Source organism: Maribacter sp. ACAM166 (assembly GCF_005771495.1).
GTDB lineage: Bacteria > Bacteroidota > Bacteroidia > Flavobacteriales > Flavobacteriaceae > Maribacter.
Map to the genome: position 1 here is coordinate 15628 of NZ_VAUW01000006.1, position 14314 is coordinate 29941.

Annotated in this window: 11 protein-coding genes; 6 read left to right on the top strand and 5 right to left on the bottom strand. The window is 35.4% G+C overall.

Annotated features, from left to right (window positions below; translation table 11 throughout):
- Positions 1-45: 45 nt before the first annotated feature.
- Both ES765_RS06490 and ES765_RS06495 read right to left on the bottom strand, forming a co-directional pair.
- Positions 46-885: a PIG-L deacetylase family protein gene (locus tag ES765_RS06490; protein WP_138112439.1), complete on the bottom strand. Its 840-nt coding sequence runs from the start codon at positions 883-885 to the stop codon at positions 46-48.
- Positions 886-1075: 190 nt separating this feature from the next.
- Complete coding sequence (locus ES765_RS06495; protein ID WP_138112441.1) at positions 1076-2182, bottom strand: acyltransferase family protein; 1107 nt, start codon at positions 2180-2182, stop codon at positions 1076-1078.
- A 125-nt stretch (positions 2183-2307) separates the two neighbouring features.
- On the opposite strand from ES765_RS06495, the gene ES765_RS06500 reads away from it, so the two are divergent.
- Positions 2308-3813 carry a S10 family peptidase gene (locus tag ES765_RS06500; RefSeq protein WP_138112443.1) on the top strand — a complete coding sequence of 502 codons (1506 nt, stop codon included), beginning with the start codon at positions 2308-2310 and terminating at the stop codon, positions 3811-3813.
- Positions 3814-3959: 146 nt separating this feature from the next.
- A complete protein-coding gene (locus ES765_RS06505; RefSeq protein ID WP_138112445.1) occupies positions 3960-6089 on the top strand; it encodes a pyrroloquinoline quinone-dependent dehydrogenase in 2130 nt (709 codons plus the stop codon).
- Between the two features lie 673 nt (positions 6090-6762).
- Here ES765_RS06505 and ES765_RS06510 read toward each other — a convergent pair.
- Complete coding sequence (locus tag ES765_RS06510; protein WP_138112447.1) at positions 6763-7956, bottom strand: C40 family peptidase; 1194 nt, start codon at positions 7954-7956, stop codon at positions 6763-6765.
- Between the two features lie 56 nt (positions 7957-8012).
- Between ES765_RS06510 and dcm the strand changes: the two genes are divergently transcribed.
- The 3 genes from dcm to ES765_RS06525 all read left to right on the top strand — a co-directional run bounded on the left by dcm (position 8013) and on the right by ES765_RS06525 (position 10302).
- Entirely contained in the window at positions 8013-9242 is a 1230-nt protein-coding gene (gene dcm / locus ES765_RS06515; protein ID WP_138112449.1) for a DNA (cytosine-5-)-methyltransferase, read from the top strand.
- Positions 9239-9847, top strand: a complete 609-nt coding sequence (locus ES765_RS06520) for a hypothetical protein (RefSeq protein WP_249356254.1) — start codon at positions 9239-9241, stop codon at positions 9845-9847. The genes dcm and ES765_RS06520 overlap by 4 nt, the downstream gene beginning before the upstream one ends.
- Positions 9848-9927: 80 nt before the next feature.
- Positions 9928-10302 carry a hypothetical protein gene (locus ES765_RS06525; protein ID WP_138112450.1) on the top strand — a complete coding sequence of 125 codons (375 nt, stop codon included), beginning with the start codon at positions 9928-9930 and terminating at the stop codon, positions 10300-10302.
- 48 nt (positions 10303-10350) lie between these two features.
- Here the strand turns inward: ES765_RS06525 and ES765_RS06530 are convergent, their stop codons facing one another.
- On the bottom strand, positions 10351-10794 hold the full coding sequence (locus ES765_RS06530) for a GNAT family N-acetyltransferase (protein WP_138112452.1): 444 nt from the start codon (positions 10792-10794) through the stop codon (positions 10351-10353).
- Between the two features lie 228 nt (positions 10795-11022).
- Positions 11023-11451, bottom strand: coding sequence for an RpiB/LacA/LacB family sugar-phosphate isomerase (locus tag ES765_RS06535; protein ID WP_138112454.1), 429 nt, complete (start codon positions 11449-11451; stop codon positions 11023-11025).
- Positions 11452-12089: 638 nt separating this feature from the next.
- Between ES765_RS06535 and rnr the strand changes: the two genes are divergently transcribed.
- Positions 12090-14273, top strand: a complete 2184-nt coding sequence (gene rnr, locus ES765_RS06540) for a ribonuclease R (RefSeq protein WP_138112456.1) — start codon at positions 12090-12092, stop codon at positions 14271-14273.
- The last annotated feature ends 41 nt before the right edge of the window (positions 14274-14314 follow it).

The following is a 14314-nucleotide window of genomic DNA, read 5'->3' on the forward strand; positions in this document are numbered from 1 at the left end:
TTAGTTTTTTATGTTTAATCAGTTTTTTTGATACAAGTGACTAAATTAATCAAAGATAGAATCAGAGTCGCCTGAAGGGGGTTCGAATTTTCTCAAATAAATGAATCGCTCTTTATTAATTCTCCTATTTATAAAATCTTCTTTTGTTAATTTAGGGTCGATTTGGCTATAATGACATTTGTACGAGTCGAAGGCTTTATTAAAGTCTGCTTCCGTATAAGAAATTTTGGTTCTCAAGTATGTTCTATCCTGACCTCTCAATATTTTGCCATCAGCGTCATGAATGGTTTCTGAAGGAGTACCGTAATAGAACAAAGATGTTGGTTTTTCCCAATTCTTACTTAAAAAAACCTGTGTTACCGAGGCACCCACCAATCTATGGTCCATATGTGTTGAGCCACCATCAGGTCCCCACGTAATCAAAACATCGGGCTGCAATGTTTCAATAATATCATTTAGTTCTAAAAGTATAGCCCTTGCGTGTGGCACATGACCATCATACCCTTCTTCTGCTCGTAATTGGTCATGGTACTCTAAATGAATTAATTCTACCCCTAATTGATTGGCTGCGCATTTCATTTCCTCCTTACGAGTGGCGACTAGAGTTTCTCCTGCTTTTTGCTCATGAAAATCATTGATGCCATATCTGCCGTCTGTGACAATTACCAAATGTACTTTGGCCCCTTCCCTTCTGTATTTAGCCAAAATTGGAGCTACTGTGCTTTCATCATCTGGGTGCGCAAATACGGCTAAGATTGTCTTGCCTTGGTATGGTTCCTGACCTTGTAAATCAGAAGATTTAAGAAGCATTAGTGCTATAAGGGCCGTTAGAAGTAAAAGCTGATGCTTCATAAAAAGCAAAAACGTTGAATATTTAGTGTTCATAGCGCATTATTTTACCGTTGAATATTATAAAAATACTGACTCTAAAGTTCCCTTCTAAATATAATAAATGTTGGTCTGTTTACTATTTTATACCCTATGCTATGAATCTATCATGTTGATGCGAAACTTAGCTCATTAGCATTGTCCTTAAATCGAATTAAAGTATAGTGTTTTCTTTTACTTATTGAATTCAAACTTTGAAATACATTTTTTTCTTATTTAAAAAATACGTGATGAACCAAAAAATAAATAAAACTACCAATGAATTCAATACAAGTATTAGTGTTTCTGATACGCCCAACGGTGCCAATAACCCATGCGTCCATATTAAACCAAAATCCCTAAACCATTGAACTCCTACTGTTTCGGCAAAAAGATATATAAAGATAGCATTGGTGCCCACTACCGAAAAAACAGCGCCCCATTTTTTATGGTTTGCCCTAATATCTATGAACCAGTAAAAAAAGGATAACGTTAATATGGCTAGTCCACCAGAAGCGAGGGTAAAGGAAGATGTCGCAATTCGTTTGATTATTGGAGTGATATTTAAAATATCTAAGACAATACCAATAATCAATATCGAGGTACCCCAAATCAAAAAATACCGTAATTTATGCGCTGCCGATTTGTTCTGCATTAAGAATTGTCCACATAGCACACCCCAAATGGTGTGTGCGGCAGTAGGAATAAAGTTTACAAAGACCCAGTACCCACTATTAATCTTCCCCATAACTAACATATCAATATAGGAACCAAAACTATCATGCCCTTCTGCATAGGGTGCTTCAGGGTCATAACTTCGATATAACAGCTCTGTTAACATCAATAGTGCTACGGATATAACAATTTGATTTTTATATGACATGCCCATAATGGCATACGCTATTATAATTGTAAAAGACAATTGGACCAAAACATTCCATAATTCCCAAACCAAAGCGTGGCTGTAAACACAATGCAGTAATACCCCAAAGCTGAACAATAGAAAACATCGTTTTAAAATATGTCTAGTTGCGCTATTTCTAGTGCCAGTCGCTAGACGTTTTCTCAACGAAAAAGGCATGGCAACACCCACAATAAACATAAAAAAGGGTTGAATTAAATCCCAAAAACGTAATCCATTCCAAGGATGATGGTGAAGTTGTAAGGCTATTGGCTCTAATAAGGTGTTTTGGCTAAGTTCTAAAACGTTATGGTGAAAACCCGCAGCTTCCGCTATTAACATAAACATAATGGTTCCTCTAAATACGTCTAAAGAATAAAGTCGTTCAGAAATAGATGAGGACAATTGAGGCATTATTTTTTACTTGTTTAAACTTCCTCTTAAAAGTAATAGATTTTAATTGAAAAAGTGACTGTTCATATTTTATCCCTACTTTTAAATTGATAAACTAAAACCACTAGCAATCAATAACTCAAATTATGCGAAACCATTTTTTAATAACAACCATCTTGTTGTTTTGTCTACTATCAAAGGCTCAAGAAATTAAAAAAGACACTGCTCCTAAACCCATTCCAGAAGCCAAATCTTTTATCACAAAACATCAGGGTTTTTATGGTGGCAAAACTATTGAGTATACCACCACGGCGAAAGAAACTTTTCTTACCAATAAAGCGGGTGATTCAATAGCTGCTTTTTGGTCTGTAGCCTATACAAAAACGGCTATGGGCGATGTAACCAAGCGACCCGTAACCTTTATTTTTAATGGAGGCCCTGGTTCTGCTTCGATGTGGTTACATTTGGGTTTTTTTGGTCCTAAAATTGTAAAAGTAGATTCTGACGCCAAGAAGGATGATGGTGCTGCTCCCTACAATCTAATCAATAATAAACATGGCCTGCTTGACCTTACGGATATGGTGTTTATTGACCCCGTAGGCACAGGCTACAGTAGGCTAGTCGGAAAAGGAGAAGGGAAAGATTTTTACGGACTTAAAGAGGATGTGGATTCGTTTGCCCAATTTATTCGGAAATGGGTGACAGAAAACGAACGCTGGTTTTCCCCTAAATACCTGGCCGGTGAAAGTTATGGAACTACACGTGCGGCAGCTCTTGGAAAAGCCTTAGAAGGCTCAGGGCAAAATATGGCCTTGAACGGAATGATTTTGATATCTCAAGCGCTCGATTACGCAGGCTCTACATCAGAACCTAATAATATAACTTCATTTATCACCTATTTGCCAAGTATGGCTGCCACGGCTTGGTATCACAAAAAAGCTGGGCAAGGTAAAACGTTGAAAAAGTTCACCCAAGAATGCCGTGATTTTACCTACAACACGTATATTCCTGCACTGCATAAAGGTAATTTACTCCCCGACCATGAAAAGAACGAAATAGCAGAAAAACTAGCTTATTTTACCGGGTTGGACAAAACGTATATTCTTCGTTCAAACCTAAGAATATTAATGGGCCGCTTTCAAAAACAATTATTAATGGATCAAGGTTTGGCTATTGGTCGTCTTGACGGACGCTTTATGGGAGATGAAGAAGACAAAGTCTCTGAAAAACCTCATCTGGGCGATGCTGCCAGTTACCAAATTAGCGCAGCCTACACCGCTAGTCTTAACCATTATTTTGCGTCTGAACTTAAGGTAAAAATGGACCGACCTTACATTACCTCTGGCGGAGGTTCAAATTGGCGTTGGAGAACCGTGCCTGACAGCGAATATTGGGAACCAATGCCCGTAAATACCGCACCAGACCTTGGTGAAACAATGCGTAGAAATACAGCAATGAAAGTAATGGTCGCCAGTGGTTATTATGATTTAATTACTCCGTTTTTCGATGCCGAATACACTTTTGCCAGAAATGGAATAGTGAAAGAACGGGTTCAAATGAAATACTATGAAGCAGGTCACATGATGTATACCCATGAGCCAGATTTGATTCAGCTAAGCAAAGATATCCGCGAGTTTATTACTAGCAATTGATTATTCTTTAAATAATTCTCTTCGGATAAAGCTATTAGAACATAATTGGCAACCGCTCTGAATAAATGCTAATCGTTTAATTTTTTGTGTCGTGGAGCTATTTTAAGTTGATTTTACCGGAAACCAATTAACCAACAACATCCACCATGAGAGCTAATACTAATTTTTTATTAGTTGTAATTGTATCTCTTATAACCCAAATGGGTTGTAATAAAAAGTTAGATGGTAATAAGGAAAAGGCTTACGATACTTGGTCCTCGTATTTAGGTGATTCTGGCAGGAGTCATTTTACCACGCTTGACCAAATTACCTCTCAAAATGTTTCTCAATTACACGTTGCTTGGCGTTATGAGGCACCCGATTGGGGACAAATGCAAATGAACCCTTTGGTTGTAGACAGTATTGTTTATGGGGTTACGGCTGCATTACGAGTAGTCGCCCTTCATGCAGAAACTGGAAAAGAACTCTGGCAATTTGGTAATTCTGTTCAAGTTTGGCATTCTACGAGCAGAGGTGTTTCCTATTGGCAGAAGGGCAATGACAAACGTATTCTTTGTACTCGTGGCGCAGACCTTTATGCATTAGACGCCCTTACCGGTCTGCCTATACCCTCGTTCGGTATAAATGGTAAAATAGATATGCGTAGCGGTATGCCCGAGTCCGCCAAAGAAAAATTTGTTATTTCAAATACGCCAGGAACTATATTTAAGGATATTATAGTAATGCCTTTGCGTATATCTGAAGGCTCTGATGCAGCACCTGGTGATGTTATGGCATTTAATATAATTACCGGAAAAGTAGCATGGGTATTTCACACGATACCACACCCAGGAGAGCCGGGATATGAAACTTGGGAAGACCCCAACGCTTACAATAGCCCAATGGTAGGTGCTGCCAATAATTGGGCGGGAATGGCATTGGACGAAGCCGCAGAAATAATTTATGTGCCAACAGGTTCTGCTGCTCCTGATTTTTATGGCGGCAATCGGTTAGGAAGCAACCTCTACGCCAATTCATTGGTGGCGTTGAACGCAAATACTGGTGAGCACATATGGCATTTTCAATTTACACATCATGATATTTGGGACCGTGACCCTCCTGCCCCGCCGAACCTATTAACCGTTGAGCATAATGGCCAGAAAATAAAAGCGGTGGCACAAATCACCAAACAAGGGTATGTTTTTGTGTTTGACCGAATAACAGGAGAACCCTTGTTCGATATTGAAGAAGTTCCTGTTTCACCTTCAATATTATCCGGTGAAGTTGCTTGGCCAACGCAACCTATCCCCACAAAGCCAAAACCATTTGCGAGGCAATCTAATGAGCTAACAAGTGAGGATATTAGTCCTTATGCGGAGAATAAGGAGGAGCTTCTAGCGTTTTTTAAATCCGCAGAAAAAAGCGTGTATAGTCCGCCAAGCCTTGAACCGACGTTGTTGTTGCCTGGTTATGATGGCGCTGCCGAATGGGGAGGTGCTGGCGTTGATCCTGACGATGGGATTATATATGTAAATTCTAATGAAATGGCTTGGAATCTACAGGTTAAGGTCAATGACACTGGTGCTATAGAAATACCTTTGGGTAAACGCCTCTATAGTCTTAAATGTGCTACGTGTCATCAGCAAGATAGAAAAGGTCTGGTGGCTAGTGGTTTTCCTTCCTTAGTGGATATTAATTTGAGAAAACGCAAAGAAGAAGTGCTGGCGATTGTCACTCGAGGAAAAGGAATGATGACCGGTTTTCCTACGTTATCCGATTCAGAAAAAGATGCTCTACTTCAGTTTCTTTTCAATGAAAAAAAAGCTATAGCGTCTCTAGGAAAAATGGAGATAGCAAATACTTTAGAAGAGAACCCCTACCTACATGATGGGTACAACAAGTTTTTAGATAGTAATGGCTTACCCGGTATTGCTCCGCCCTGGGGAACGTTAAATGCTATTGATTTGAATACAGGTGATTTTCTGTGGTCCATTCCATTTGGGGAGACTAAAGCGCTCAAGGAAAAAGGATTCCCTACTACGGGTAGCGAAAACTATGGCGGACCAATCATTACCCAAAACGGATTATTATTTATAGCTGCCACCAAAGATGGATACTTTAGGGCATTCGACAAACGAACGGGTAAAATGCTTTGGGAATATGAACTGCCTGCACCTTCTTTTGCTACACCGACCACGTATGCGTATAAAGGTAAACAGTATATCGTTCTTGCGTGTGGAGGCGAAAAATTGGGGACTAAAAAAGGAAATCAGATTATTGCATTTACCTTGAAATAGGAGAGGTTAATGATCACACTTTGTATTAAAAAAGTGAATAATATCTTTCACATACTTCTTCTTAAAATCTCTGTTTTGTGTCTTCTTTACGAGTTTTGGGTAATTCGAAAAATACGCTGAGGCTGCCTTTTTAAGGTTTTTAGTACATAGTTGGTTTATGCCTAAGTGAGACAATTCACCATTTTCCTCTTTTTTTACATATCGGTTTTTGATATCATAAAAATTACCGCCCATTATATTTACATGTCCTTTGGCTCCACCCACATACATACATGCGGAATAGCCTTTTTGTTACAATACATATAGATTTACAACGCCAGCTTCCAATTCTTTTACAACATCAAAGTGACCATCTCATATTTCAATATAGATAGAGGTTAAAAACTCCTCTTGATTGTAGATGATTGCTTGTTGCAAGGTGTTAAAATTTAATTTTTAGGCCTTTTGAACTTTATTTGGTCTTCTCCAATTAATCTGTTTTACCTCATTAAATAGTAATGTTGCGGGGTCATTTTTAGCAAGTACAGGCACAGTTACAAAAATGCAAAATGAAATAGAGCGATTTTTTTATAGACACGTAATGAAATGAAATTGCCATTAAACGAGTCTAATGCGTACTTGGTATGCTGTTCTTTGAAAAATATTTAAAACAAGCCAAAATTATAAAACGAACCTACTCTTTAAAAATCTTCAGATTTTTTAAATCCTTTAAAAGAGGGTCGTTTTCTTTAAACACCCTTTTGGTTCGTAAATAACGCCCAACATTATACTCATCATAATTTGGTTCGTTCTTGTCCACACTGCTTATGCGAACCATTTGGGAAGAATGAATAAATTGGTTGTCCCCAATCCACATGCCTACATGAACTACTTTTTCTGTCGTCGAATCAGTGGCTTTTCTGCCAAAAAATAATAAATCTCCTTTAGCTAACGTATTAAAATTTGCGACGGAATCTATAAATTTCCCGGCGTGCACTTGTTGCGAAGCATCTCGCGGAATCACCATGCCGTTTAAGAAAAAAACAGTTTTGGTGAAACCACTACAATCCACACCTTTTGTTGAGGTTCCTCCCCAAAGATAGGGAACGCCCATCAGTGTTTTAGATGTCTCGACCAAAGCATCTGGCTCAACACTTAGGTTAGATAACCATGTAGTATATTCTTGAGCTTCGTCTTTTGGTACAAGGCCTATTCTACCATCAGGAAATTGAACTTTATAAAAATTGCCCTCTTCACTTAAAAGCTCCAACAAACTTCCTGCAACAAGATCAGAAACCCTATAGGTAGCATCAACGGAATAATAAGCATGACCATAGGTTCTTGTATAAATTATTTTATTTGAAGCGAACCATTGTGATAGACTATTTTCATCCATTAGTTGTATTCCGCCCGCATCTACCCATGCTAAATATGCGTCTGGTGTTTGAATTAAATACCAACCCCCTTCTTTTTTTAGAACATTTACCACAGTGCCTAACGTTGCTTGTGTAGCTAATTCTGAAGCATGTTTCGGGTTGCTTCTTAAATTTGCCGTAGATACATTAATAACTGCGTATGTCTTACTTTCTAACTCAAAAGAAGGTAGTGCCCTAATCTCATCCTTAAATTGAATTCCGTTTACTTTTAATACCGCTCTTAATGAATCTACCGCTTTCGGTAAATTACTTTCTCCTGCCAATGTTAGACTTGATGTACCTTCCAAAACCCCTATATTGAAAAGTGCGGTACGTTCATCTGGAGCAAAGGTGCTTTTTATGTTTTCAATTTCATTATCTAAAATTTCCTTTTCTTTTAAATTGATGCCGCATGCCATATTCAATGCTATCAAAATCAATACAAAAGCCTTCTGGAACAGTATCTTCTTCATGCCTAAAATAATTTCTTGTGGTATTTGCCTTGTGAATTTATGTAAATTTAGCGCAAATGAAGAAACTTAAGGTTATAGAACTTTTTGCAGGAGTAGGCGGTTTTCGTTTGGGATTGGAAGACACGGGTAACTATCAGGTAGCTTGGAGCAATCAGTGGGAGCCTAGTACAAAAACCCAACATGCATCATTGGTTTACGAAGCTAGGTTTGGAAAAGAAAATCACAGTAATAAAGATATTTCAGAGGTAGAAACGGCAGTAATTCCTGATGCAGATGTTTTGGTTGGCGGTTTTCCTTGCCAAGATTACTCGGTTGCCACAACCTTGCAAAACTCTAAAGGTCTAATTGGTAAAAAAGGTGTTTTGTGGTGGAGCATCCATAGAATATTGTTGGAAAAGAAGAATCCACCCATGTATCTTTTTTTGGAAAATGTAGATCGCTTACTTAAATCTCCGTCTAACCAGCGTGGACGGGATTTTGCCATAATGCTTAAAACTCTTGATAATTTAGGGTATGCCGTTGAATGGAGGGTGATTAATGCCGCAGATTATGGAATGCCACAGCGACGTAGGCGTGTATTTTTTCTAGGATACCACAAATCTACATCCCTATATCAAATCTTTAAAAATAAAACTGCAAAAAACTGGATATTTGAATCTGGAACTATTGCATCTGCTTTTCCAATTACGAGTACTTCATCAAAAATAGATTCATTTAAAATTACAGATGATCTTGTAACAGTATCAGAAACTTTTAATGTCGGAGAGAAATTATCACCCTTTCAAAATACGGGTGTTCTTATGAACGGTAAGGTTCACACCACTAAAACCCTCCCTAGCTTTGAAGGTAAGGGAACTGTTTTAAGAGATATTTTAGAAAAAGGGCTAGTCCCAGATGAATTTTACATTTCTGAAAATGAATATGCTAAATGGGAATACTTAAAAGGCGCTAAAAAAGAAACCCGCACGGCCAAGACAGGGTTCTCATATAACTACAGTGAAGGAAGTATGATATTTCCTGATGCATTGGATAATGCTTCTAGAACTATCATAACGGGTGAAGGAGGTAAAAGCCCTTCGCGTTTCAAACATGTGGTACAGACAACAAATGGACTACGTAGATTAACACCTTTGGAAATAGAGCGTTTGAATATGTTCCCAGAAAACCATACTGCTCTTGAAGGTATATCGAACACAAAAAGGGCTTTTTTTATGGGTAATGCTTTAGTGGTTGGTGTGGTCAATAAAATAGGGAAATCGCTCTTTGATAAAATTAGTTCAACGTGAAAAGTTCATTCACATCTGATTTAAAGAAGGAGAAAAAACTTTCCCTTCTCATGGATGTGTATTATCAAAATCACTTAAACCACTATAATACAAAACGTGTTTTTGATATGAAAAATCAAATGGCAGGAGTTGATGTAGTTTTTACACATAAACAAACTAAAAACAGGTTCTATATTGATGAAAAAGCTCAATTAGATTATATTAATGATGATTTGCCCACATTTGCTTTTGAGCTAGCATATAATAAAAACGGTACTTATAAAGAAGGTTGGCTATTTGATATAAATAAAAAGACAGATTTTTATGCATTGGCTACCGCTATTTATGAGGATGAGCCAAGTGTTTTTACCACATGTAAAATTACCTTGGTTAACCGTAAAAAACTATGCACCTTTTTAGAACATAGAAACGTTACAAAGTCATCATTAGAAAAATATAGTAAGAAAACTACCGAAAAACATGGTAAACTAAAACTGAATGAGTTGCACCATAGAACAGAAGGATATCTCTACTTTTCAAGGAATAATAAAGTAGAAAAACCCATCAATTTAATTTTAAAACTAGATTTTTTAGTTGGACAAGGAATTGCAAAACGTTTGGTTTAAGGAGTATTCAATAATCTTAACATATTGTTAATCAATGGATAAAATTTGTAATTGTCCTTTTTTTTGTTATCTTAATAAGTATGGTAAAAGTTGAAAAGTTAGAAAACGTAAAATTTTTAGAAAAGTCAATCCAACATTTAGAAGCAACAGGATTTGAAAATATTAAAGCAGATATGGAGGGTTATGAAACTCCAAAGTCATTTACTAGAAAAGGTAAAGAAGATTCTGTTACACCAGATATTGTTGCCTACAAAAATGGTAGAAAATATTTTTTTGATCTTAGCCTAAAATCTTCCAAAACAAGTTTACTTAAATCTAAATGGTTATTCTTGGACACCTTAAGTAGATTGAAATCGAATCGATTTAGAATAATAACAACACGAGGTCATTACAAGTTTACAGATACCATGCTCGAGGATATTAATCTGAGTAATAAAAAACCAATTCGCATTTAATAGATTTTTCACCTTAAATAATAAAAGAGTTGCAAATTGCAGCTCTTTTTAATTTTTAACCATTTGAATATGTGGAATACCATCTTCTAGATAACCTTCCCCAATAGACTTGAAACCTAGTTCGTTATAAAATTTAGTTAAATATGTTTGTGCTGATAATTTTATTTTATTCTTATGAAATATTTCTTCTACCGCTTTAATAGAGGCGTCCATAATTTCTTTTCCGTAACCAATTTTTCTATGTTCTTTATGCACTGCAACCCTACCTATACTAGATTCTTTAAAATAATCCCCAGGTTTAAAAATTCGAGTATATGCTACAACTTTACCATTCATCATACCCAGTATATGAAGGGCCTTACTGTCTTTACCATCTAAATCTTGGTAAACGCAATCTTGTTCTACTACAAATATGTCGCTTCTCAACTGCAGAAGGCTATATAATTCTTCAATACTTAATTCACTAAATTTCTTAACTAAAATATATAACATTAGTCCTCTAAAATTAATTATTTACTATCACATATACTTTATTCTGGATGAACCGTGAGATGACTAATCCCAAAATTAGGATAAATTTAACCTGGAATATATTTAAAACTAATATAAAATTTGCGAGGCCTATAGCTTCTAAAGTAATCTACTATATATTAAATAACCATGTAAATGATGTATGTTATCTATCTATTTTTTTAGGGTACATATGAGCTCGGCATTTACTTAAATAGGAATTTTTTCAACTCTACGTTCATGGCGACCACCGCTAAAAGAAGTATTTAAAAAGGTTGATACCATTTCAAGTGCTTGTGGTAAGGAAATATATCTTGCTGGTAAACTTAAAATATTAGCATCATTATGTTCTCTTGCCAACTGCGTTATCTCTTTAGTCCAACATAATGCTGCTCTCACATTTTGTTGCTTATTAGCGGTCATACATGCACCATTACCACTACCGCATATTAAAATACCAAAATCAACATTCCCTTCTTCTACATCTTGGGCGACAGGATGGGTAAAATCTGGATAATCTACACTATTCGTGCCATCTGTACCATGATTAATTACTTCTACGTGCATAGATTTTAATAAACCAATTATAGCTAGTTTATATTCAGTTCCTGCATGATCATTGCCAATAGCTATTTTCATATATAAAGGTTAATAAGTTTATAGTGTATATACTAAGGGAAATATAAAAATCTTTTTAAAGATACGATAATCAGCTACTGGCAACAAAATTTAAGTAATTCACAACATATGTTATCTACTTAAATTTAATCATTGTTAATTACTATGTTATAAACAGGTTTACTAGATGCATAACTTGTTTAAAAATAAATGCTTTAAAAGTTGCTTTTTAAAGTTGACATCTGCTTACACTTTTAAAGTTGAAAAACATAATTAAAGTTTTATAAAGAGTTAATGGATTTTCATCAAAAAAACTCTTACCATTAACATTAAATTTACATTTAGTTATTAAAAAATTCATGTTAATAGAGGTTATAAACCATTACTAATAACTTCTCAAAATTCTGATTTACAAGTATATTTAAAGATGATATTGTGTCAACAACTTTTGGTATCTCATAAAATCAAGTAAACTTTGAATAAGTTATACCAGTTATAAACAGACTATAATAACCATCAATATTTAATTTAATTTAAAAGAAAAACTGTCTATTATTATATAATTGTTGATAACCATGAAAAAGCTTAACTATTCATTAAAAAGTTGACTTACATGTAGTGGATTATAATTCGTAATTTTCCAACAAATAAAAAGATTAATGTCGAAAAGTAATAAGAAGGCGAAGAATCATAGAACCAATGAAATTACCAAAGGTATTTTTACAGTTCTTGAAAACGAGCCAAGTAAAAGTTTTAATTATAAACAAATAGCCGCTAAGATAGATATAACCGATGCTCAAGATAGAAATACCCTTATAAAAAGGTTAAATGAGTTAAAGGAAAAAAAGCGCATTCAAGAAATTGACAGGGGACAATATCAGGTAGTAGAAAATACCAAAACTTATCATGAAGGTACTGTAGATGTTACAGGAAAAGGTAATGCATACATTGTAGTGGAAGGTATGGACGATGATATATTCATTCCAGCCAATAAATTGAACAAGGCTTTTCATAAGGATAAGGTTGAAGTATATATATATCCCAGGAAAAAAAGTAAGAAATTAGAGGGTGAAATTGTTAATATACTAGAGCGTTATAAAACTACCTTTGTCGGTGTTGTCGACATGCAAAAAACGTTTGCATTCGTTAGACCGTCTGATTTTAGAATGTATACTGATATTTTCGTATCCAAGGATAAATTAGGGGATGCTAAGGATGGAGAAAAAGTTTTAGTTGAAATTACTGATTGGCCAGATAATGTAGATTCTCCTTTTGGAAAAGTAACTGAAGTTTTAGGTATACCTGGTGAGCATGATACAGAAATTCATTCAATTCTTGCTGAATATGGATTACCCTATTCATTTCCTGCTGAAGTGCAAAATTTCGCCGACGGTTTAGATACCAGTATTAAAGAAGAAGAAATAGCAAAACGTAAAGATGTACGAGATGTACTAACATTTACTATTGATCCAAAAGATGCAAAAGATTTTGATGATGCGCTTTCTTTTCAAAAGTTAGAAAATGGTAATTATGAAATAGGAATTCATATTGCAGATGTTTCTCATTACCTTGAAAAGGATACTATACTTGATAATGAAGCGTATGAGAGAGCAACTTCTGTTTATTTAGTAGACCGTGTAGTACCAATGTTGCCAGAAGTTTTATCGAACAATGCGTGTTCATTAAGACCTAATGAAGAAAAATATACATTTTCTGCAATTTTTGAATTGGACGATAATGCAATTTTAAAAAATCAATGGTTTGGTAGAACTATTATCAATTCAAATGAACGTTTTGCCTATGAAGAGGCACAGCATATTATCGAAACTGGTAAAGGTTATATACCACAAGATATTTCTATAAGAGATGCTGCTTATACGGTTTCTGATGATGTTGTTAAGGCAACCTTGACTATGAACCGCTTATCAAAAGTAATGCGGGATAAACGTATGGATAATGGTGCATTATCTTTTGATAAAGTAGAGGTTCGTTTTAATCTTGATGAGAATAGCGAACCTATAGGAGTATATTTCAAAGAGTCTAAAGATGCTAACAAGCTTATAGAAGAGTTTATGCTACTCGCTAATAGGAAGGTTGCTCAGTTTATTGGTAAACAAAAACCTAAAAAGACTTTTATATATCGTGTACATGATGATCCGGATCCAGATAAATTAATGACTTTAAATGGTATTGTGGCTAAATTTGGGCATAAACTAGATTTTAAGGATAAAAAATCTATTAGTACTTCCTTAAATCAATTGTTGCAAGATGTAAAAGGAAAGAAGGAACAAAATATGGTTGACACACTAACCATACGTAGTATGAGTAAAGCCATATACACTATAGATAATATAGGTCATTACGGTTTGGCTTTTGATTATTATACGCATTTCACCTCTCCGATTAGAAGGTATCCTGATATAATGGTACACCGGTTATTGCAACACTATTTAGATGGTGGGAGTACTGCAAAAGAGGAAGAATTCCAAAAGAAATGTAAACATTCGTCTGATATGGAATATCTGGCGTCAAGTGCTGAACGAGATTCTATAAAGTATATGCAAATCAAGTTTATGCAAGATCATAAAAATGAGGAGTTTCGTGGTGTGATTAGTGGCGTAACAGAATGGGGTCTTTATGTTGAAATTATTGATAATAAATGCGAGGGAATGATTCGTATTCGAGACATAAAAGGAGATTATTATATCTTTGATGAAAAGCAGTATGCTATTATAGGTGAACGAACCAAGAAAAAATATCAATTAGGTGATGAAATAACAGTAATGGTTAGGAATACCGACTTGATTAAAAGACATCTTGATTTTGCTTTGATTCCTGACTAGAGTAAATAAGTTGGAACGAATTTTGGTATAAGGTCGCTGAA